Source organism: Pseudomonas sp. MS01C9, assembly GCF_058202755.1.
In genome coordinates this window covers 1,889,810-1,911,849 of record NZ_CM177073.1, presented here as the reverse complement: position 1 = coordinate 1,911,849, position 22,040 = coordinate 1,889,810, and the positions used below count along the sequence as shown (strand labels likewise).

General features: G+C 62.3%; 19 protein-coding genes. 5 read left to right on the top strand and 14 right to left on the bottom strand.

What is annotated here, in order from left to right; all coding sequences use genetic code 11:
• Window positions 1-40: 40 nt before the first annotated feature.
• Both creD and AC1M7R_RS08875 read left to right on the top strand, forming a co-directional pair.
• Window positions 41-1,414, top strand: a complete 1,374-nt coding sequence (gene creD / locus AC1M7R_RS08880) for a cell envelope integrity protein CreD (protein WP_490610364.1) — start codon at window positions 41-43, stop codon at window positions 1,412-1,414.
• On the top strand, window positions 1,411-1,575 hold the full coding sequence (locus AC1M7R_RS08875) for a hypothetical protein (RefSeq protein ID WP_156682190.1): 165 nt from the start codon (window positions 1,411-1,413) through the stop codon (window positions 1,573-1,575). Before creD ends, AC1M7R_RS08875 begins: the two co-directional genes overlap by 4 nt.
• A 22-nt stretch (window positions 1,576-1,597) precedes the next feature.
• Here the strand turns inward: AC1M7R_RS08875 and AC1M7R_RS08870 are convergent, their stop codons facing one another.
• The 8 genes from AC1M7R_RS08870 to AC1M7R_RS08835 all read right to left on the bottom strand — a co-directional run bounded on the left by AC1M7R_RS08870 (window position 1,598) and on the right by AC1M7R_RS08835 (window position 10,698).
• Complete coding sequence (locus AC1M7R_RS08870; protein ID WP_490610363.1) at window positions 1,598-2,227, bottom strand: glutathione S-transferase family protein; 630 nt, start codon at window positions 2,225-2,227, stop codon at window positions 1,598-1,600.
• Between the two features lie 92 nt (window positions 2,228-2,319).
• The gene (locus tag AC1M7R_RS08865; protein WP_072389863.1) at window positions 2,320-2,502 is read right to left on the bottom strand and encodes a hypothetical protein; all 183 of its coding nucleotides are present in this window, start codon (window positions 2,500-2,502) and stop codon (window positions 2,320-2,322) included.
• On the bottom strand, window positions 2,499-3,629 hold the full coding sequence (locus AC1M7R_RS08860; RefSeq protein WP_123595339.1) for a PepSY-associated TM helix domain-containing protein: 1,131 nt from the start codon (window positions 3,627-3,629) through the stop codon (window positions 2,499-2,501). Before AC1M7R_RS08860 ends, AC1M7R_RS08865 begins: the two co-directional genes overlap by 4 nt.
• A gap of 93 nt (window positions 3,630-3,722) precedes the next feature.
• Complete coding sequence (locus AC1M7R_RS08855) at window positions 3,723-6,161, bottom strand: TonB-dependent siderophore receptor (RefSeq protein WP_076406067.1); 2,439 nt, start codon at window positions 6,159-6,161, stop codon at window positions 3,723-3,725.
• A gap of 255 nt (window positions 6,162-6,416) precedes the next feature.
• Window positions 6,417-7,397 carry a FecR domain-containing protein gene (locus AC1M7R_RS08850; protein WP_490610362.1) on the bottom strand — a complete coding sequence of 327 codons (981 nt, stop codon included), beginning with the start codon at window positions 7,395-7,397 and terminating at the stop codon, window positions 6,417-6,419.
• A complete protein-coding gene (locus AC1M7R_RS08845; protein WP_072389851.1) occupies window positions 7,394-7,912 on the bottom strand; it encodes an RNA polymerase sigma factor in 519 nt (172 codons plus the stop codon). Before AC1M7R_RS08845 ends, AC1M7R_RS08850 begins: the two co-directional genes overlap by 4 nt.
• A 147-nt stretch (window positions 7,913-8,059) precedes the next feature.
• Entirely contained in the window at window positions 8,060-8,767 is a 708-nt protein-coding gene (locus tag AC1M7R_RS08840; RefSeq protein WP_490610361.1) for a 3'-5' exonuclease, read from the bottom strand.
• Window positions 8,764-10,698 (bottom strand): putative nucleotidyltransferase substrate binding domain-containing protein, encoded by a 1,935-nt coding sequence (locus AC1M7R_RS08835; protein WP_305367269.1) that lies wholly within the window; start codon window positions 10,696-10,698, stop codon window positions 8,764-8,766. Before AC1M7R_RS08835 ends, AC1M7R_RS08840 begins: the two co-directional genes overlap by 4 nt.
• Window positions 10,699-10,955: 257 nt before the next feature.
• Between AC1M7R_RS08835 and AC1M7R_RS08830 the strand changes: the two genes are divergently transcribed.
• Window positions 10,956-11,402, top strand: coding sequence for a response regulator (locus AC1M7R_RS08830; RefSeq protein WP_072389842.1), 447 nt, complete (start codon window positions 10,956-10,958; stop codon window positions 11,400-11,402).
• Between the two features lie 254 nt (window positions 11,403-11,656).
• On the opposite strand, the gene AC1M7R_RS08825 is transcribed toward AC1M7R_RS08830, so the two are convergent.
• Window positions 11,657-13,834, bottom strand: coding sequence for a malate synthase G (locus tag AC1M7R_RS08825; RefSeq protein ID WP_072389839.1), 2,178 nt, complete (start codon window positions 13,832-13,834; stop codon window positions 11,657-11,659).
• Window positions 13,835-14,269: 435 nt separating this feature from the next.
• Between AC1M7R_RS08825 and AC1M7R_RS08820 the strand changes: the two genes are divergently transcribed.
• Window positions 14,270-14,788, top strand: a complete 519-nt coding sequence (locus AC1M7R_RS08820) for a glycine cleavage system transcriptional repressor (RefSeq protein ID WP_072389836.1) — start codon at window positions 14,270-14,272, stop codon at window positions 14,786-14,788.
• Window positions 14,789-15,005: 217 nt separating this feature from the next.
• On the opposite strand, the gene rarD is transcribed toward AC1M7R_RS08820, so the two are convergent.
• The 5 genes from rarD to AC1M7R_RS08795 form a co-directional block, all read right to left on the bottom strand.
• Entirely contained in the window at window positions 15,006-15,893 is an 888-nt protein-coding gene (gene rarD / locus AC1M7R_RS08815; RefSeq protein WP_072430856.1) for an EamA family transporter RarD, read from the bottom strand.
• Between the two features lie 204 nt (window positions 15,894-16,097).
• Window positions 16,098-17,072, bottom strand: coding sequence for a serine/threonine protein kinase (locus AC1M7R_RS08810; RefSeq protein WP_072389829.1), 975 nt, complete (start codon window positions 17,070-17,072; stop codon window positions 16,098-16,100).
• Between the two features lie 162 nt (window positions 17,073-17,234).
• Window positions 17,235-19,133 carry a PhoX family protein gene (locus AC1M7R_RS08805; RefSeq protein WP_490610360.1) on the bottom strand — a complete coding sequence of 633 codons (1,899 nt, stop codon included), beginning with the start codon at window positions 19,131-19,133 and terminating at the stop codon, window positions 17,235-17,237.
• Window positions 19,134-19,199: 66 nt separating this feature from the next.
• On the bottom strand, window positions 19,200-19,964 hold the full coding sequence (locus AC1M7R_RS08800) for a TOBE domain-containing protein (protein WP_490610359.1): 765 nt from the start codon (window positions 19,962-19,964) through the stop codon (window positions 19,200-19,202).
• A gap of 58 nt (window positions 19,965-20,022) precedes the next feature.
• Window positions 20,023-20,763, bottom strand: coding sequence for a ComFC family protein (locus AC1M7R_RS08795; RefSeq protein ID WP_072389820.1), 741 nt, complete (start codon window positions 20,761-20,763; stop codon window positions 20,023-20,025).
• A 90-nt stretch (window positions 20,764-20,853) separates the two neighbouring features.
• Here AC1M7R_RS08795 and bioB point away from each other — a divergent pair, with 90 nt between their 5' ends.
• A complete protein-coding gene (bioB, locus tag AC1M7R_RS08790) occupies window positions 20,854-21,909 on the top strand; it encodes a biotin synthase BioB (protein ID WP_072389817.1) in 1,056 nt (351 codons plus the stop codon).
• Window positions 21,910-22,040 lie beyond the last annotated feature (131 nt).

Here is a 22,040-nt window from a genome sequence, read left to right as displayed (position 1 = left end):
CCGCTCCAGAATCTCCCTCATTCAAACAGGGAGCTTCCACATGAACCGCAGCCTCGCCGTGAAACTGGGCATGATTGCCTTACTGATCCTCTTGCTGATGATTCCGTTGCTGATGATCAACGGCCTTATCGATGAACGCCAGGCGCTGCGCGACGGCGTCTTGCAGGAGATCGCCAGCAGTTCCAGCCACAGCCAGCAGCTCATCGGGCCGATGATCGTGGTGCCGTTTCGCAAGGATGTGCGTGTCTGGAATACCAATGAGAAGACCGGTGTCCGTTTCCTGGAAACCGTCGAGCAAAGCGGTGAATTGTATTTTCTGCCGGATCATTTCGAACTCGATGGCCAGGTCCGCACCGAAACCCGTGCCCGGGGCATCTACGAGGCTCGGTTGTTCCACGCCGACAGCCGGATCGATGGTCGCTTCAAGTTGCCCGAGCGCTATGGCTTGACCGTCAAGGAGGCGGCCGATTATCGCTTCGACGAGCCTTACCTGAGCGTAGGCATCAGCGACATCCGTGGCATCGAGAGTGCGCTGGTGCTGAAACTCAATGAGCAGACCGTCGACTTCCTGCCCGGTTCGCGGGTCGGTTGGCTGGGGCAGGGGGTGCATGTGCCATTGCCCCTGGTCAACGGCCAGAATGGCGCCGAGCTGACCTTCGGTTTCGATCTGCGCCTGCAGGGCACCGGTGAACTGCAGATCCTGCCGGTGGGCAAGACCAGCAAGGTGCACCTGGCCGCCGACTGGCCGCACCCGAGCTTCATCGGCAACTACCTGCCCGTCAATCGCGACATCAATGAACAGGGTTTCAGTGCCGACTGGCAGACCTCGTTCTTCTCCACCAACCTTGAAGAAGCGTTGCAGAACTGCGTGGCGAGCGACAGCTGTGAAACGTTCCGCAGCCGTGCCTTCGGCGTGAGCTTCATCGATCCGGTGGACCAGTACCTCAAGAGCGATCGGGCGATCAAATATGCCTTGCTGTTCATTGCCCTGACATTCGCCGGTTTCTTCCTTTTCGAGGTGCTCAAGAGCCTGGCCGTGCACCCCGTCCAGTACGCCCTGGTGGGCGTGGCGCTGGCATTCTTTTACCTGCTTTTGCTATCGCTGTCGGAACACATCGGCTTTGCCCTGGCGTACCTGTTGTCGGCCAGTGCCTGTGTGTCGCTGGTGGGGTTCTACGTCTGTCATGTGTTGCGCAGCGTAAGCCATGGCCTGGGTTTTTCGGCAGGGCTGGCGGCGCTGTATGCATTGCTCTACGGCTTGCTGAGCGCCGAGGACTATGCGTTGTTGATGGGCTCGCTGTTGCTGTTCGGTCTACTGGGCGTGTTCATGGTGTTGACCCGCAAGCTGGACTGGTACGGGGTCGGATCGAAACCGGCGGCGACCATGACGTTCGATCTGGGGGAAGTGAAATGAGCCGCTCGTTGGGGTTGCGCGAGGATCAGCGGGTACGCGAACTGTTGGTAATGCGCATTGCCGGGTTGTTCCCGCTGGATCCGGTGCGCTGCCATCGCGAGCAGGCTCGCTCCCCCAAGGTGCGACACGATTCGATGTGGGAGCGAGCCTGCTCGCGATGAGGCCGGGACAGCTGACGCAGCGTCAGACCCGGGGCACTGTTTCAATCATTGAACGCCGCAGGCTCACCTCGGCGAACCACTGCGCCAGCTGCGGGTTGGTCTCGCGCCATTCCAGGTCCGGGTGGCGCAGGTCCAGGTAACCCAGGGCGCAGGCCACGCTGATGGACGCCACATCGAAGTGGCTGGCCAGTTCGGCGACCGCCTCGGTGTTGAGCACGGTCAGGGCGCGGCGAATCTTGTCCCGTTGCGCGTCGAGCCACTCGTCCCAGTGTTTTTCCACGGGACGCAAGGCGGTTTCGTAGCGGATCAGTACTGCCGCGTCCATGATCCCGTCGGCCAGGGACGCGAGGGTCAGGCGTCGCCAGCGGGCTGCGCCTTCACGGGGAATCAGCGGATTACCGACGTGCTGGTGGTCCAGGTAATCGAGGATGACGCGGCTGTCATGGATCACCGTTCCGTTGGACAGGCGCAGGGCAGGGATCTTGCTCAACGGGTTTTCATCGATGAGCTTCTGGTCCGGCCTGACCGGGGTGAGTTGGCTGAGCTGCAACGCCACGCGGTCCTGCTGGCCGGTTTCGTGCAGTAGCACCAGCACCTTGCGGACGAAGGGCGAAGCGGGATTTTGAAACAGCGTCATGCTGGGGGTGGCCATGGAGTCGGTCTCGAGGGGGGTGACAGGGTTCAGACCCGGGATTCGCACAGCCTAGACAGTTCAGACGCGACTGGCGAGCCCCCCTGCGCAGCTTATCCGTTGCGCTTGAACAACCCCCAGGTGCCCAGCAGGGTCGGCAGTCCCAGGCCCACCCAACTCACCGCGTCCCACGCACCGTCACCCAGCAGTGCCGAGAACAGTCCGGCGGCGCAAAGGACACCGATCAGCACGGGAGCGCCAAAGACTTTCCAGAAGTTCGACTGCCGGGGCCTCACGACACCACCTGCGCGCCGACGCTCGCGCGTTTGGCTGCCTTGCGCCGCACCAGCCACAGGTAGACCCCGCTGCCGAGGACGATGATGGTCAACACATCGAGGGTCGCCCAGAAGATCTGCATCGGCCTGCCGCCGTAGTCACCGAAGTGCAGCGGCAAGGACAGGCTCATGACATCCATGTACCAGGGCCGCTCGGCCACGGCGGTGACGTCCAGGGTGCTGGCGTCGATCAACACCGGGGTCAGCAGGTGAGAGGTCAGGTGGGTATTGCCCTTCATGAACACTCCGTAGTGGTGCTGGCTGGAAAACAGCGTGCCGGGGAATGCAATGAAACTGGGCTCCATGCCTGGCGTGGCTTGCCTGGCAATGTCGAGCAGGCGGGTGGCCGGCGCCAGTTGGGTCAGGGGCGGGGCGTTGCGGTAGGGTTCGACCATGGCGCCGAGGCTGTCGTTGCGCCAGGCGGCGATGATCAGGTCGGCGCACGCGGCGATGACACCTGTGACCCCGACGGTCAGCGCCCAGACCAGCGTGACCACGCCGATCAGGTTATGCAGGTCGAGCCAGCGCAGGCGCGTGGATTTGTCCTGGCGCACCGTGGCGAACCTCAGGCGCCGCATGAACGGCAAATACAGGACCACGCCGGAGACGATGGCGATCACGAACAAGAGGCCCATGAACGCTAGCAGCAGCTTGCCGGGCAACCCGGCGAACATGTCCACATGCAGGCGCAGCATGACCATCATGAAACCACCGTTGGCCGAGGGCATTTCCAGGGCCTCGCCGGTGCGTGCATCGAGCATGAAGGTGTGTGAGGAATTGGGCTCGGTGTCCGGTGTCGGCGCCATGATGGTGATGACACCGTTGGGGTCGTCTTCGTCCCAGCCGAAATACTGGACCACTTCACCCGGACGATGGGCCTTGGCCTTCTCCACCAACTGTTGCAGGTCCAGGTGTGGCGTGTCGGCGGGCATTTCCCGGAACTCGGGGGCGTCGCCCAGCAGGTGCTCGATTTCATGATGGAAAATCAACGGCAGCCCGGTGATCGCCAGCATCAGCAGGAACACCGTGCAGATCAGGCTGGTCCAGGTGTGGATGAACGACCAGCGGCGGATGGTTTTGCTTTTCATGAAGGATCCGGATGCAAAAGAGACCGGCCGTGGCGAGAGGAAAATTACTCGCCACGGCTGACCCTCGAAAGGTTTGCCGCAAAGGCTAACCGATTACCATTTGTAATTCACGCTGGCAACGACGTTGCGTTGGTCGCCGTAGTAGCAATAGAAACCATCGCAAGTGGACAGGTAGTCCTTGTTGAAGATGTTCTTCGCGTCCACCGCCACCGTAACCCCCTTGAGGGTCTTGTTCAGGCGGCCCAGGTCGTAATGGGCCGATGCGTCGTACACGGTGTAGGAGCCGACATGGCCCCAGTCGGTGTTGGTGGTGTTGCCGTAGGTGTCGCCGACATAACGCACGCCTGCGCCCACGCCGAAGCCGTCCAGCAGGCCGTTGTGCCAGGTGTAGTCGGCCCACGCCGTGGCCTGGTTACGCGGGACCTGGGCCATGCGCTTGCCTTTTTCGGCCGCGGTGCCCTTGGTGATTTCGCTGTCGTTGTAGGTATAGGAGCCGACGAGTTTCAGGTTGTCGGTCACGTTGCCCGAAGCCTCCAGCTCCAGGCCCCGGACCTGGACTTCGCCCACCTGGCGAGTGACGTTGTTTTCGGTCACGGAGTTGTTCTTCTGGGTCAGGTCGAACACCGCGGCGGTCAGCAAGGTCCTGGTGCCGGGGGGCTGGTACTTGATCCCGGCCTCGTACTGTTCGCCCTCGGTCGGTTTGAACGCATCGGTGCTGTTGACCGTTGAACCTGCCGCGGCCTGGAAGGACTGTGCGAAGGAAATGTAAGGTGTCACGCCGTTATCGAAGACGTAGCTCAGGGCGGCGTTGCCGCTGAATTTCTTGTCCCGCTGAGTGTTGGTGACGTTGTTGAGGTTGTGGAACTCAGTGCCGGTGTGGACCCAGTCCTCGCGTCCGCCAAGGGTCAGGCGCCAGTTGTCCAGGGCCATCTGGTCCTGGATGTAGAGGCCGGTCTGGTTGGTCTTCTGGTTGTAGTCATACATGGTGAAGTACTGGACGTTGGAGAAATCCTGTCCGTAGATCGGGTTGTGGATATTGCTGGTCGGCACACCGTTCGAACCCCAGTCCCAGCGCGCATTGCTGTTCGAGCGCTGGTGATCCAGGCCCAGCAGCAGGGTGTGGCTGAGAACGCCGGTTTGGAAGTCGGCCTGGAAGTTGTTATCCACAGCGAACTGGCTGATGTCTTCATCGATGACACTGGCGCTGCGCTTGATGGTGCCATCGGCGCTTACCGCCTCGTCAGGCCCCGCTGGCCAGAATTGTCCGCCAGCGGAGATGCCCTGGGTCTCCAGGTCGCTCTTGGTATAGCGCAGGTTCTGGCGGAACTGCCAGGTATCGTTCAGGCGATGTTCGAACGCGTAGCCGAGTGCGTAATAGGTGCGGTCATAGAATTCCCACTCTGGATCCCCCAGGTTCTTGTGATGGGAAATCTTGCCCGCCGGCGAAGACAGCTTGGTGCCCTGTAATGGCAGGAATTGCCCGGTAATACCGGTGTCGTCGCGGGTGAACTGGGTCAGGAAGGTCAGGCGAGTGTCATCGTTGATATTCCAGGTCAGGCTCGGCGCGAGGTTGTAGCGCTTGTCCGGAATGTGATCGACCTGGGAATTGCTGTCGCGCACGGTGCCGCTGACCCGATAAAGGAACTGGCCTTCGTCATCGACCTTGCCGGTGCTGTCGAAATTGATCTGCTTGTGCTCGTAGCTGCCGGCCTGTACTTCCACTTCATGACTGCTCTCGGCCTGTGGGCGACGGCTGACCATGTCCAGCAGGCCGCCCGGCGGCGTCTGGCCGTAGACCGAAGATGCGGGGCCGCGCAACACGGCGATGCGCTCCAGGTTCCAGGTCTCGATTTTCGGCGTGACGTAGTTGCCCTTGGGCAGCGGCAGGCCATCGAGGAACTGGGTCGGTACGAAACCGCGCACCAGCAGCCAGTCGTTACGCGAGTCCGAACCGTAGCCGCTGCTCTGTACGCCGGCGGTGTAGCGCAGGGCATCGTTGAGGTTGAGGACGGAGCGGTCTTCCATTTGCTGGCGCGTGACCACGGAAACCGAGCGTGGCAGTTCGACAATCGGAGTATCGGTCTTGGTGCCGGCGGCGGTGCGGGTGACCGCATAACCTTCGGTCGGGCCCCACGCGGTTTCGCTGATGCCCGCGCCGATCACGCTGGTTTCCGGCAGGGCCATGACGCCCTCGGGCACGGCGGCCAGGCTGTAGGTGCCGGCGCTGCTTTGTTCCAGTTGCAGGCCGGTGCCGCGCAAGGCTTCACGCAATGCGCCGATGGCATCGAACTGGCCCTGGACCGGAGCCGACTGCTTACCTGAGACCAGGGAAGGGCTCAGGCTCAAGGCGAGGCCGGCCTGGCTGGCAATCTGGTTAAGGGTGCTGGCCAATGGCGCGGAAGGCAGGTTGTAGGCGCGCACGCTGGAAGCCTGTTCGGCTGCCAGCAACGGGCCGCTGGCCAACGGGACGGCAAAGGCAATGGCGACGGCCAACAGGCTGGGGCGCAACAGGGTGTCTAGCGGACGGGACATACGGCGGCTCCTGAATGGAAATATTTCTCAATTGCCTGGATGCCGGATGAAAGTCGAAAAGTGATAGGGCTGGATGAAAATAATTTAGATTCAGATTGGATGGATGCCACCTGTCGGATCAGGCGGCGCTCAGGTGGTCTCATTGCGAGCAGGCTCATTCCCACAAGAGGCTGCGTCGCCCGCAATGGTGGGGTCACCCGGGTCACTGTGGAGCGAGCCTGCTCATATTGAGCTATCCGCCGAAAACCCGTCCTCTCACGGCTTGGCTTCGGTCTTCGGTTGCACCATGACCCACCAGCGGGTGTGATGCTCTATCTGTACCGGCAAGGTTGGCAGCAGCGCGGTCAAGGCCAGGTCGGTGTCGTGCAACGGGAAGCTGCCGGTGATGCGCAAATCCGCCACTTGTGGTTCGACGCCCAGGTAGCCGCGACGGTAGCGCCCCAGTTCATGGACCAGCTCTTCCAGACGGGCGTTGTCCACCACCAGCATGCCACGGGTCCATGCATCGGCACCGGGACTCAAGGCCACCGTCGGCCCGAAGCCGTCGCGGCGCATCAGCACCTGCTGGCCTTCGCGAAGAATCTGTTCCTGCTGTGTTGCCTCGGGATGGGCCGCCACGGCGGACTGCAGGACGCTCAGGCGCGTGGCGTCCTCCTCGCGCTTGACCAGGAACCGCGTACCCAGGGCACGCAGGCTGCCTTCGCGAGTCTGCACGATAAACGGACGCGGATCGTTGTGGCCGGTTTCCACCAGGATCTCGCCTTCCTGGAGGATGATGCGCCGTTGCTTATCGTCGAAACGCACATCGAGGGCGCTGTGGGTGTTGAGGTTGATCAGCGTTCCGTCAGCCAGGCGCAGGGTGCGTTGTTCGCCCGTGGCGGTGCGCTGGTCGGCCAGCCAGTAGTCCAGCGGCAGGTAACGCTCCCCGGCAAACAGCGCCAGGCCGATCACCGCGACAATACTGGCCAGGCCGCTGCCTACCTTGCGCAACCGACGCCGGATGCTGACCCGCGACTGCAGCAACGCGGCCCGCGCCGGCCCGCTGGCCACGCTGAAACGCTGATCGAGCATGCCCAGTTGCCGCCAGGCCCGGGCGTGTTCTTCGTCGGCGGCATGCCATTGGGCGAAGGCCTCGCGGTCCTGGGGAGTGCCGCTGCCCGAGTCCAGGGACAGTTGCCAGGCGATGGCCATGTCCAGGACGCTGGACGAAACCGGTTTGGAATGGAGCGGGTTCATGTCGGTTCTCCGTAAAGTGCGATGTAGCACTGACGCATGCCTTGGGCCAGGTACTGGCGCACCCTGGGAACCGAAACGCCCAGGCGCTCGGCGATCTCGGCGTGGCCGAGGCCGTCGAGGCGGTTGTAGAGGAACGCGGCGCGAGCCTTGCTCGACAGTTTGCCGAGCAGCCGATCGATATTCTTGAGGTCCTCGAGGATCAAGTGCTGTTCTTCCGGCGATGGCTGCTCGCCTTCTGGAATCAGCATCAGTTCGGTGAGATAGGCCTGCTCCAGTGCCGCCCGACGGAAATAGTCGAACAGCAACCCCTTGGCGATCGCCACCAGGAAGGCCCGGGGTTCTCGGGGTGCCTTCAATTGCTCGCGGCCCAACAGGCGCACGAACGTATCCTGGCTCAAGTCCTCGGCCCGCTGCGGGCAGGCGACGTTGCGCCGCAACCAGGCCAATAGCCAGCCACGATGGTCACGGTACAGCGCACCAACCAGATCACTGTGAGGGCCAGGAATTGACGACACGGAGTATCACCGATGTTTTAAGTAACGAGAATTGTTCGCGATTGTCGCAGAGGCGGGGGCGGGAAAGCAATTGGCGCCGGTCGGGTGGTGTTGCACATCCTGCATGAGGGCTGGCTCCCACAAGCGCTGCGTGTTCGCCAGCTCAGGTCAAAGCGAAGGGGCCTGTTGTCGCCGTTTCCATTGGCCCAGGCGCTGCTGCAGGTCCAGCGGACTCTGGATCTGTTGCTGGCGAGCGCGGCTGAACAGGATCAGCGCCAGCTCGGCGGTGGCGAGCGCGTCGGCACTGGCGTTGTGGCGATCGAAAACCTGCAGCTTGAACCAGTCGACCCATTCATCCAGGCCGGCCTTGCGCAGGTGGGCTTGGGGGGTAAGCATCGGCGCCAGGTCCGCCACGTCCAGGAACGGGTGCTGCAAGCGGTAGCCCAGGTAGTCCTTCAGCGCGCGTCCGAGCATGTGGGTATCGAAGGGTGCGTGAAAAGCCAGCAGCGGACTGTCGCCGATGAACTCCATGAAGGCCAGCAGCGCCTCGGCCGGGTCGCTCCCGGCGGCGATGGCACTGGGCGCCAGGCCATGGATCAGTACACTGGGGCCCAGTTTTTCCTTGTCGCATTGCAGGGTGCGTTCGAACTGCTGGCTGAAGTCGATGGCGCCGTCTTCGATCACTACCGCGCCAATGGACAACACCTGGTCCTTGTTCAGGTTCAGGCCGGTGGTTTCCAGGTCCACCACCACCCAGCGCTGCTCCCGCAAGCTGCACTCGCCCAGGGGCGTGGGCGTCGGCAGTTCCGCCAGGCGTCGCTGCAACGAGTCCGCAAGCATTGGCGGGGCCGGACGCAGCCAGGAAAACAGGTTCACAGCTGGTACCTCAGCGTCAGGCTGCTTTGCAGGCGTTGGGCTTGGCGCAGGGATTCGCGCAGGATGCGACGGTCCAGGTGATTGAGGCTGTCGGGATCGACCCGGTTGGAATAAGGCAGGTTTTCGCGGGTCTGCAATTGGTGTTGTTGCATGCGGGTCTGCTGGATGAAGTGGTACGCCTCTTCATAGGCCGCGCCGTCCAGCGCTTCGATCACACCCTTGGCCACCAGCTGCCGCAGGCGCTCCAGGGTGTTGTTGGCCTCGATGCCATTGGCCAGCGCCAGCAGGCGGGCCCCATCGACGAAGGGAGTGAGGCCCTGGACTTTCAGGTCGAGGGTGGCTTTTTCGCCGTTTTTGCGGCTCAGCACGAAATCCCTGAAACGCCCCACCGGTGGCCGATGGCGCAGGGCGTTATCGGCCATCATGCGTTGGAACAGGCGGTTATCGGCCACCTGGTCGAGAATCTGCCGGCGTAACTGTTCACAGCCCTGTTCATCGCCCCAGACCACTCGCAGGTCGAAATAGATGCTCGATCCCAGCAGGTTTTCCGGCGTCGCCTCGCGAATGAACGCCGCGAAGCGCCGGGCCCATTCGGCGCGGGACAGGCACAGCTCGGGGTTGCCGGCCATGATGTTGCCCTTGCACAGGGCGAAGCCGCAGAGCGCCAGGCTCTGGTTGATCTGTTGTGCGATGGGCAACAGGAGGCCGCGAATCTGCGCCGCATGGGCCGCGTCCCGGGCCTCGAAGAGTATGCCGTTGTCCTGGTCGGTGTGCAGGGTCTGCTCCCGTCGACCTTCACTGCCGAAGCATAACCAGCTGAACGGTACGCCCGGGTCGCCCTTGTCGGCCAGGGTCAGCTCGATGACCCGGCACACCGTATGGTCGTTGAGCAAAGTGATGATGTGGGTGATCTGGGTCGACGATGCGCCGTGGGCCAGCATGCGCTCCACCAGTTGGCCGATCTCGCCGCGCAGGCCTACCAGGTTCTCCACGCGCGGAGCGTTGCGAATGGTCCGTGCCAGGTGCACCAGGTCGACTCGTTGCAGCGAAAACAGGTCCCGCTCCGAGACCACCCCGCACAGCCGATGCTCCTTGACCAGGCAGACATGGGCGATGTGGCGTTCGGTCATGGCGATGGCCGCATCGAAGGCACTGTGGTCCGGCGTCAGGTAGAACGGGGTCTGGGTCATGTGCACCGCGATGGCCTGGGAAAAATCCCCAGAACCGTCGGCCACCACATGGCGCAGGTCGCGCAGGGTGAAGATCCCCACCGGCGCTTTCTGTTCATCCACCACCACGATGCTGCCGACCTGCTGCTCGTGCATCAGCTTCACGGCTTCCCGCAGCGGCGTGTCAGGGCTGCAACTGACCGGATGACGCATCGCCAGCTCACCCAAGCGCGTATTGAGCGAGTACTGGGTGCCGAGGGCCTGCGCGGACTTCTGCTGGACTTGCTGGTTGACCTGGTCGAGCAGGCTGCTGACCCCACGCAGGGCGAAATCGCGAAAGGGGCTGGAAAGGGCGAACAGCTTGATGAAAGCCTGCTTGTTCAATTGCAGGCAGAAGGTGTCCTCGCCAGCCCGGTGCTCGGTGCGTGTCGCGCGCTCGCCCAGCAGCGCGGCGAGGGGAAAGCACTCGCCCGTGGTGATTTCGAACGTGGTCTCGGTGCCACCCTTGGCCGAATGTGGACGCTCTCCCACTACCCGGCCCTGCTTGACGATGTAGAAATGCTCCACCGGTCCATCGGCCGGCTTGATGATGGTTTCGCCCGGAGCGTAGAACCGCAGCAGGCATTGCTCCACCAGATAAGCCAGGTGAGCGTTCTCCATCTGGTTGAACGGGGGAAAGCGCTGGAGAAACTGCAATGTGCCCTGGATGTTCTGCAACACCGCGGTTTTCCCTGCCTGGATGAAGGCGTCCGCTTTTTTCATAACCATTGCGAGTCTTTTTTGAATTGTTGTGGTCGGATCTGTTCCCCATGGTCAACCTCTGCGGGTGGGGTGCCCATTGGACGTAAGTCTAGGTCTCGGCAAAGGACCGCCATGACGGGAGAAGCCCGCGCGGCGCCCTGAAAAAAACTTCATTGAATCTTCTTGGAAAAAAATCCGACGAAGTGCACATTGAAGCGCTGCCGAACGATGTCTGACCACTGAGCCAGGGGATCGATTTCAAGAACGTAGAGAGCATCATGTCCGACCACGATATTTTGAGTGACGCCGAGCGCGAGGCGCTGAATGCCGTCATGCTGGAACCTGACCTGCCGCCGCAGCGCGTCCTGATCGTCGACGACGACAAGGATGCCCGCGAATTGCTGTCGGAAATCCTGGCATTGGACGGCATCCGCTGCATGACCGCGGCCAGCGGGGAAACCGCGCTCAAGATGTTGGAGACCAAGCCGTCGATCGGCCTGCTGATCACGGATCTTCGCATGGGCAATGTCGATGGACTGGAGCTGGTGCGCCTGGTGCGCGAGTCCGAGCGGGCCGCGTTGCCGATCATCATCGTGTCCGGCGATGCCGACGTGAAAGATGCCATTGAGGCCATGCACCTGAGCGTGGTGGACTTCCTGCTCAAGCCCATCGACACCGAGAAGTTGCTGGGGCTGGTCAAGCATGAGTTGGGGATGGATCTTTGAGGTCGCCAGTGGAACCTGAACGGTGGTGAGAAAATTCATCCCCGCTGGCTGCGCAGCAGCCCAGCAAGCTGATTCCAATTAACCTGACACGCCGAGCCGACAGGCTTCAGGGTTGCCTGGCAACCCAGCGGGGATATCCCTCGCCACAAAAGCAGCGCTTGGCGTTATTACCGGTGTTGGCATTGTTGTTACTTCCAATGAAAAAGCCCTGATCTTTCGATCAGGGCTTTTTGCGTTGCGTCTCTACCGCTCAATCACAACCCATTGGCTGCCTTGAACTCGCGACGACGTCGGTGCAGCACCGGCTCGGTGTAGCCGTTGGGCTGCTTCGTGCCTTCGATCACCAACTCGACCGCCGCCTGGAAGGCGATGTTGCTGTCGAAGTCCGGCGCCAGCGGGCGGTACAGCGGGTCGCTGGCGTTCTGGCGATCCACCACCGGGGCCATACGCTTGAGGCTTTCCATCACCTGGTCTTGCGTAACGATGCCATGGCGCAGCCAGTTGGCGATGTGCTGGCTGGAAATACGCAGGGTCGCGCGGTCTTCCATCAGGCCGACATCGTTGATGTCCGGCACCTTCGAGCACCCCACGCCCTGGTCGATCCACCGCACGACATAACCCAGGATGCCCTGGGCGTTGTTGTCCAGTTCGTTCTTGATCTGCTCCGGCGTCCAGTTCGGGTTCGCGGCCAGCGGGATGGTCAGGATGTCATCCACCGAGGCGCGGGCGCGCTTGGCCAGTTCGGCCTGGCGGGCGAACACGTCGACCTTGTGGTAGTGCAATGCGTGCAAGGCCGCGGCAGTCGGCGACGGTACCCAGGCGGTGTTGGCCCCGGCCATCGGATGGGCGATCTTCTGTTCGAGCATCGCGGCCATCAGGTCCGGCATGGCCCACATGCCCTTGCCGATCTGGGCGCGACCTTGCAGGCCGGTGCTCAGGCCAATGTCGACGTTCCAGTTCTCGTAGGCGGCAATCCACTTCTCGGCCTTCATATCCGCCTTGCGCACCATCGGACCGGCTTCCATGGAGGTGTGGATTTCATCGCCAGTGCGGTCCAGGAAGCCGGTGTTGATGAACACTACACGTTCGCTGGCGGCCTTGATGCAGGCCTTGAGGTTGACCGTGGTACGGCGCTCCTCGTCCATGATGCCGACCTTGAGGGTATTGCGCGGCAGGTTCAGCACATCTTCGATGCGACCGAACAGCTCGTTGGTGAAAGCCGCTTCCTCCGGGCCGTGCATCTTCGGCTTGACGATGTAGATAGAGCCGGTACGGCTGTTGCGCCGCGAGGTATTGCCGTTGAGGTTGTGGATCGCCGCCAGGCTGGTAACCAGGCCATCGAGGATGCCTTCCGGCACTTCGTTGCCGTGCTTGTCGAGGATTGCGTCGATGGTCATCAGGTGGCCGACGTTGCGCACGAACAGCAACGAACGGCCGTGCAGCGTCAGGCTCGAACCGTCGACGGCGGTGTACGCCCGGTCGGCGTTCATGGTGCGGGTGAAGGTCTGGCCGCCCTTGGACACCTGCTCCGACAGGTCGCCCTTCATCAGGCCGAGCCAGTTGCGGTAGATCACCACCTTGTCGTCGGCGTCCACCGCCGCGACGGAGTCTTCGCAGTCCATGATGGTGGTCAGTGCGGCCTCCATCAGGATGTCCTTGACGCCGGCGGCGTCGGTCTGGCCAACCGGGGTGCTGGCGTCGATCTGGATTTCGAAATGCAGACCGTTGTGCTTGAGCAGCACGGCCGCCGGAGCCGAGGCGTCGCCCTGGAAACCGATCAGTTGGGCATCGTCACGCAGGCCGCTGTTGCTGCCACCCTTGAGGGTGACGACCAGCTTGCCGTCGACGATTTTATAAGCGGTGGAATCGACATGAGAGCCTGCCGCCAGGGGAGCGGCTTCGTCGAGGAAGGCGCGTGCGAAGGCGATGACCTTGTCGCCGCGTACCTTGTTGTAGCCTTTGCCTTTCTCCGCGCCATCGGCTTCGCTGATGGCGTCGGTGCCGTACAGGGCGTCGTACAGAGAGCCCCAGCGGGCGTTCGAGGCGTTCAGGGCGAAGCGGGCGTTCATGACCGGCACCACCAGTTGCGGGCCGGCCATGCGGGCAATCTCGTCATCGACGTTTTGCGTCGTGGCCTGGAAATCCGCTGCTTCTGGCAGCAGATAACCGATGTCTTGCAGGAAGGCTTTGTAAGCCACGGCATCAAGGACCTGGCCGGCACGTGCCTGGTGCCAGGCATCGATACGTGCCTGGAAATCGTCGCGTTTGGCGAGTAGGGCTTTGTTCTTCGGCGCCAGGTCGTGGATGACCTTGTCGGCACCGGCCCAGAACGCGTCGGCGGTGAGGCCGGTTCCGGGAATGGCTTCGTTATTCACGAAGTCGAACAGGACTTTGGCGACCTTAAGGCCACCGACTTGAACGTGTTCAGTCATTGCTTGCCTCACTCTGCTCAGCTATTTCGCTTTTCAGCTCTCGAATTTGACAATGAAGCCTCGGGACATTTAAAGCACAAACCCCGGAACCAGTACATGCCATCACTGGCGGCTGGGTATCAAGCCTTGCGGATAGGGCTTTTCAGGGATGCGACTGCGCCTTGAGCCGACATCGGTCCAACATTATGTAGTGCGCGCTGCGGAATACTACATGATCAGTTGCGGTTGTGAAAATTAGACTAATTGCGTCGTTCCGCGACCGACTAAAGCAGTACAGTCACGGCGAGGCATGAGATGTTCTCAAAAAACAGATGAATTGTTCCAGATAAAAATAAAAAACTGTACACGATTTGCCAGATGTCCATCTGGACGCATGTGTCGCAGGAGTGTGTGCTCTGCCTATACTTTCGCTTCTCACAACAAGAGGGCTGCGCCATGGACCACTTGGTCATCACAGTTTTTGCCCCGGACCGGCCCGGGCAGGTCGAGCGCATTGCCGACTGCATCGCCGCGCATGGGGGTAACTGGCTGGAAAGCCGCATGTCGCGCCTGGCCGGGCAGTTCGCCGGGATCTTGCGCATCAGCGCCCCGGCCGAATCCCAGGAAGCGTTGATCGAAGCCTTGCAGGGGCTGTCGGTGAATGGCATTCGCGTCCTGATCGCAGAAAGCACGGTGGAGCAATCCTGCGACTGGAAACCCATTGCCATGGAACTGGTGGGTAACGACCGTCCCGGTATCGTGCGGGACATCACTCGATTGCTGAGCGAGCAGGGTGTCAACGTCGAGCGCCTGGTGACCCATGTCGGGCCGGCGCCGATGAGCAGCGAGTTGTTGTTTCACGCCGAAGCGATCCTGGGCGTGCCGTTGACCCTGTCGCTGGACACCTTGCAGGAACGCCTGGAAACCCTAGCCGATGAGTTGATGGTGGAGCTCAAGCTCAGCGACGAAGCGTGACGAAGGTTATCCAAGGAAAAACTGCGCCTGCCTGTGGATAACCTGTAGAGACCCGGCTCCAGCCCAAGCCCGCCGGGCCTCAGCGAGGAATGCTCAAAAAATCATCAGTTTTCAAGGGCTTGTGCACAAACGGCGGGGATCACGCTGTGGATAACCTTGGGAAGGATGAGCGCAGGCCACGCCAGACGTGGCCTGTAGATGGTTGTGCGTTTTTTGATCAGCTGCGTCGACGCATGCTGATCACCGCATCGACGCTGTACACCGCCAGCCCGGCCCAGATAAACAGGAACGCCACCAGTGTGCTGGGCGACAGGTGCTCACCAAACAGCATTACGGCGAGCAGCAGCACCAGCGTCGGCGCGATGTACTGGAGAAAACCGATGGTAGTGTAGGGCAAATGCCGTGTTGCGGCGTTGAAGCACACCAACGGCACCAGCGTCACGGGGCCTGCCGCCACCAGCCACCAGGCTTCGGAGGTGGTCCAGAACGCCGCCTGGGCACTGGTGGCCGTGGGATTGAACAACAACCAGGCGATGGCGATCGGCACCAGCATCCAGGTTTCCACCACCAGCCCTGGCAGGGCCTTGACCGGTGCCTGCTTGCGGATCAATCCGTAGAAGCCGAAGGTTAGCGCCAGCACCAGTGACACCCAGGGCAGGCTGCCCACTTGCCAGACCTGCTGCGCCACGCCGACCGCCGCCAAACCCACCGCCAGCCATTGCATGCGGCGCAGGCGCTCGCCGAGGATCAACATGCCCAGCAATACGTTCACCAGCGGGTTGATGTAGTAACCCAGGCTGGCTTCGAGCATGCGCTCGTTGTTCACCGCCCAGACGTAGGTCAGCCAGTTGGCCGCGATCAGTGTCCCGCTCAGGGCCAGGATCGCCAGGCGCTGTGGGTTGTCCCGCAGTTCGCGCCACCAGCCCGGGTGTTTCCAGACCAGCAGCAACGCCGCGCCGAACAGGGCCGACCACAGCACCCGATGGATGATGATCTCCACCGACGGCACGCTGGCGATGGCCTTGAAGTAGATCGGGAACAGACCCCAGATGATGTAGGCACTCAGGCCCAGGATATACCCGCGGCGCGGGTTGGCGGCTTGCATGCAGAATCCTTGCTTAGGCAGCTAACAAAGGCGTGATTGTAAGGAGATTTTTCGGGTTGTGCTGTGAACCTTTGTGAGCGTTTCACTGCAATCCCCTGTGGGAGCGAGCTTGCTTGCGATAGCGGTGGGTCAGTCGACAAGGGCGTCGAATGTTCGAGCGTAATCGCGAGCAAGCTCGCTCCCACAAGGGATCCGCGGCGGTCGTCAGAACAGCCTCAGCGGCTCTTCATTGAGCGCCGCCAGTTGCTCGCGCAACGCCAGTATCTGGTCGCCCCAGTAGCGTTCGCTGCCGAACCACGGGAAGCTGCGAGGGAAAGCCGGATCATCCCAGCGCCGCGCCAGCCAGGCGCTGTAGTGCATCAGGCGCAACGCGCGCAGGGGCTCGATCAGGGCCAGCTCCCGCGGGTCGAAGTCGTGGAATTCCTGATACCCGTCCATCAATTCCGACAACTGTCCCAGGCATTCCTGCCGATCACCGGCCAGCATCATCCACAGGTCCTGCACTGCCGGTCCCATGCGGCAATCGTCCAGGTCGACGATGTGGAAGACCTCGTCGCGGCACATCATGTTGCCCGGATGGCAATCACCGTGCATGCGGATGTTCTGGTGGGGTGTGGCGGCGTAGACCTCTTCGACACGCTTGAGCAGGTCCCTGGCCACCGACTCGTAGGCGGGCAGCAGGCTGCGGGGGATGAATCCGCTTTCCAATACGGTGGTCAGCGAATCATGGCCGAAGTTCTTCACGCCCAAGGCTTCACGATGTTCGAAGGGGCGAGTGGCCCCCACCGCGTGCAGGCGCCCGAGCAGTTGCCCCAGGCGGTAGAGCTGATCGAGGTTGCCCGGCTCCGGTGCACGACCGCCGCGACGGGGGAACAGGGTGAAACGGAATCCGGCATGTTCATGCAGGCTGGTGCCGTTGTGGATCAGTGGAGCCACCACCGGCACTTCGCAATCGGCCAGTTCGAAAGTGAAGCGGTGCTCTTCGAGAATCGCTTCGTTGGTCCAGCGCTGGGGGCGATAGAACTTCGCGATCAGCGGCTCGGCATCCTCGATACCCACCTGATAGACCCGGTTTTCGTAGCTGTTGAGGGCCATTACCCGGGCGTCGCTGAGAAAGCCAATGCTTTCAACGGCATCGAGTACCAGGTCGGGGGTGAGGTTTTCAAATGGATGGGACATGCTGACTCCTGCGCAGCGGCAGGGCTGCCGCGTCCGGCCCGGCATGGTAGCGCAGACAGAGGCAGATAGGTGGCGGCTGTGCTGACGCTATCGCGAGCAAGCTCGCTCCCACAGGGATAGCGGAACCATTGCGGGAGCGAGCTTGCTCGCGATGAGGCCCTGTCAGGCGCCGATGACTCCACCGTCTTCCCGGGTGATCACCATCACCGAGGAGCGTGGCTTGCCATTGGGCTGATGCTCAGGGAATGTCGAACCGCCGTTTTCCCCCGGGTGCTGGATCCCGACGAACATGGCCTTGTAGTCCGGCGAGAAACTGATGCCGGTCACTTCACAACCCACTGGCCCGACCATGAAGCGGCGAATTTCGCCGCTGTCAGGATCGGCGCAGAGCATCTGGTTGTTGCCCATGCCGGCGAAATCCCCGGTGTTGCTGGAGTCGCCGTCGGTTTGAATCCACAGCCGTCCGCCCTTGTCGAAACCCAGGCCATCGGGACTGTTGAACATGTTCTGCGCATTGATGTTGGATGAACCGGCCTTTGGCGTGCCGGCATGCACCGTCGGGTTGCCTGCGACGACGAACAGGTCCCAGGAGAAGGTCTTGGAGGCATGGTCGTCGCGGTCGGTGCGCCAGCGCAGGATCTGTCCGTAGACGTTCTTGGCCCGAGGGTTCGGTCCGCCCACCGGCTGGCCTTCCTCGCCGCGCTTGGAGTTGTTGGTCAGGGTGCAGTAGACCTGGCCGTCTTTCGGGCTGACCACGATCCACTCCGGGCGGTCCATGCGCGTGGCGCCAACGGCGCTGGCGGCAAGGCGTGCGTGGATCAGCACTTGGGCCTGGTCGGCGAAGCCGCTGCTGGCGTCGAGGCCGTTCTTGCCATGGGTCAGTTCGATCCACTGGCCCTTGCCTTTCGGATGGTCCGGGTTGCCGTCACCGGCATCGAAGCGCGCCACGTACAGCGTGCCGTGGTCCAGCAGGTTGCGGTTGGCCTTGGCATTGCGATGGTTGATGCGTTCACGGCTGACGAACTTGTAGATGAATTCGCCACGTTCGTCGTCGCCCATGTACACCACGGCGCGGCCGTCATTGGTCTGGGCGAGGGCGGCGTTCTCATGTTTGAAGCGGCCCAGGGCCGTACGTTTGACCGGCGTGGAATCTGGATCGAATGGATCGATTTCCACGACCCAGCCGTGGCGATTGAGCTCGTTGGGGTTCTTCGCCAGGTCGAAGCGTGGGTCGTGCAGGTGCCAGTTGATCTCACGGCTGGCAACGGTGGCGCCGTAGCGCTTCTGCGCTTCGTCGAACTGCAGGTCGGGCTTGCTGCTGCCGAAGCAATCGGTGAAGTTCTCTTCACAGGTCAGGTAGGTGCCCCACGGTGTCATGCCGTTGGCGCAGTTCTGGAAGGTACCGAGCACTTTCTTGCCGCTCTTGTCGGCGCTGGTCTTCATCAGCTCGTGTCCGGCAGCCGGGCCGCGCAGGCGGATTGGCGTGTTGCCGTGGATCCTGCGGTTATAGCGCGACTCCTGGACGAACTGCCATTGGCCACGGCGACGCTGGACTTCGATCACCGAGACGCCTTCGCTGGCCTGGGCCTTGCGCACGTCTTCGGCGGACTGCGGCAGGCCGCCATGGGAGAAGAGGTAGCGGTAGTTGGTGTATTCGTTGTTGATCGCCATCAGCGCACGGTTGTTGTCACCGGGGAACGGGAACAGGCTCATGCCGTCGTTGTTGTCACCGAACTGCATTTCCTGGGCCCGGGCAGTGCCGTTGCCACTGGGGTCGAAGGCCGGCGCATTCCTTTGCAGCGGCTGGCCCCAACTGATCAATACCGAGGACTTGTAGCCCGGCGGCAATGTGATGGTGTCAGCGCTGGTGGCGGCGATGCTGTCGAAGCCCAGCAGCCTGCTGTTGCCTTCGCTCACGGCGGCCAGCACGCTGCGGCTCAGCAGGTTGCCACCCAGGAACATCGCCGCCCCGCACAGGGCGCCGGCGCTGATGAAGCTGCGTCGGCTCAGGCCAACGATTTTTTCCAAGTCGGTGGATTGGTTTTCTTCTAATAGGCTCATCTCAGGCTCCCTGCTGGTTTTGGCAGACACCTTAAAGCCGGTCGATGAAGCTATTGTTTCAGCGCGCTACAACGGTGTGCCGAGCAGCACATTTGTCGGCGAAAACACCACGTGCACCGCTGAGCCCACCGTCAATTCTCGAGCCTGCAACCGGAGCGGGTCGGCCAGGGCGCACAGGGTCTGGCCATTGGGCAGGCCGATGCGCACTTCGCTGGGACCGTCGCTGGCATTGGCGATCTCCTCGATCAGGCCCTGCAGCACGTTGTCGTCCGGCGCTTGCGCCTGGCCGATGGGGAACAGCTCCAGCCAGCCGGCTTTTATCAGGGCGACCACTTCGGTCCCCGTCTCCAGCTCCAGGCGCATCGTGCTGTCATGGGTAATCTGCGCCTCGATCACCAGGCCTCGGGCCAGCTCCAGGCGTATCCGATCGTTATGGCCCTGGGCCTCGATGCCGAGGACCGTGCCGTGCAGCTGGTTGCGGGCGCTGGTGCGTAGCATGAGCCGGCTCAGCAGGCCCAGGTCACCTGCGTCCTCGCTCGCCTGCAGCAACTGCGCCTGCAGGGCTTGCAGGCGCAGGTACAGGCGCAGCACGCGCTGGCCTTCTTCCGATAGCCGTGCGCCGCCCCCGCCCTTGCCGCCGACACTGCGCACCACCAGCGGCTGATCCGCCAGGTTGTTCAGTTCGTCGATGGCATCCCAAGCGGCCTTGTAGCTCAGGCCCGCGCTCTTCGCCGCGCGAGTGATCGAGCCTTGTTCGGCGATATGCTGCAACAGGGCGATGCGCTGCGGGCGCCGGACGATGTGCTGGGTCAGAAGCGTGGGCAATGACATGACGCAAAACCGTGCGAAAGAGTGAATGCAAGGACGTTGGCGCCTTGGGCCTGGCGCGTCAAGCCGGCTCACCCGGTTTTGGCGTACGGGCCAGGCAATACACATCGACCCGTGCAGCGCCGGCGTCGAGCAACAGCCGGGCCAGGGCCTGGGCGGTGGCGCCGGTGGTCAGCACATCGTCCACCAGGGCCAGGTGCCGATTGCGGACCGGGGCATCGGCCATCATGGCGAATGCCTGGCGCAGGTTTTGTCGGCGTGCCCGGGCGTCGAGCACCTGCTGGGCTGGCGTGTCCTGGACACGCCGCAACAGGTTTTCTGCACAAGGGATCTGCAATACGGTGCCGAGCCAGCGCGCCAACAGGCTCGCCTGATTGAACCCTCGCTGGCGCAAGCGTCGAGTAGTCAGAGGCACCGGTACCAAGGCGTCGGGGCGTTCCAGGCCTTCATCGAAGTGGTGCTGTAGCGACAGCGCGAGCAATTGGCCCAGTAATCGGCCAAGGGGCCATTTGGCCTGATGCTTGAATCGGGTGATCAGGCTGTCTATCGGGAAATCGTAGGCCCAGGGCGCCAAGACCCGTTCGTAGGCCGGTGGCCGGGTGGCGCACTGTCCGCACAGCAGGTCGGCCATGGGCAGCGGCAGGGCGCATCTGCCGCATTGGTCGCCGAGCCAGGGCAATTCGCTTTCGCAGGGCGTACAGATGGGTTGGGGGGTGTCAGTGGTTTCCCCGCATAACAGGCAGGATTGTTTGTTTTTTAACCAGATGTAAACTTGGCCTTTGTATTGCGGTTGACAGCTCATGACTCTTCCTTAAATATGCCGAACATCCGTGTCGCGCCTGTGGGTATTGCATTGCCCAGGCGCCAGCCAAGCATAATCAAGGAATTGCCCATGAGCGCCAGCACCACTGCCAACCTGCGTCATGACTGGTCTTTGGCCGAAGTCAAAGCACTCTTCGTCCAGCCATTCAACGACCTTCTGTTCCAGGCGCAGACCGTGCACCGCGCGCACTTCGACCCTAACCGCGTCCAGGTCTCCACGCTGCTGTCGATCAAGACCGGCGCCTGCCCGGAAGATTGCAAATATTGTCCGCAGTCCGGTCACTACAACACCGGCCTGGACAAGGAGAAGCTGCTGGAAGTGCAGAAGGTCCTCGAAGAAGCCGCCCGCGCCAAGGCCATCGGTTCGACCCGTTTCTGCATGGGCGCGGCGTGGAAGCATCCGTCGGCCAAGGACATGCCCTACGTGCTGGAGATGGTCAAGGGGGTGAAGGCCATGGGCCTGGAAACCTGCATGACCCTGGGGCGTCTCGACCAGGAGCAGACCGAGGCGCTGGCCAAGGCTGGCCTGGACTACTACAACCACAACCTCGACACGTCGCCGGAGTTCTACGGCAATATCATTACCACCCGCACCTACAGCGAGCGCCTGCAGACCCTGGCCTATGTGCGTGAGTCGGGGATGAAAATCTGCTCCGGTGGCATCCTGGGCATGGGCGAGTCCCTGGACGATCGCGCCAACCTGCTGATCCAGCTGGCCAACCTGCCGGAGCATCCGGAGTCGGTGCCGATCAACATGCTGGTGAAGGTCGCCGGCACGCCGCTGGAGAATGCCGAGGATGTCGACCCGTTCGATTTCATTCGCATGCTCGCCGTGGCGCGGATCCTGATGCCCAAGTCCCACGTGCGGTTGTCGGCCGGGCGCGAGGCGATGAACGAGCAGATGCAGGCGTTGGCCTTCATGGCCGGGGCCAACTCGATTTTCTACGGCGACAAACTGTTGACCACCGCCAACCCGCAGGCCGACAAGGACATGCAACTGTTCGCGCGCCTGGGTATCCAGCCCGAGGCCCGTGAAGAACATGCCGATGAGGTCCACCAGGCGGCGATCGAACAGGCGCTGGTGGAGCAAAAGAGCAGCGAGCAGTTCTACAACGCGGCTGTCTGAATCGACGCAAAACCTGTGAGAGCGGGGCTTGCACGCGAATGCGGTGCGTCAGGCCACAATGCTTGGACTGGCACGCCGCATTCGCGAGCAAGCCCGCTCCCACAGGAAAACCCCTGAGTCTTTGAATAGTG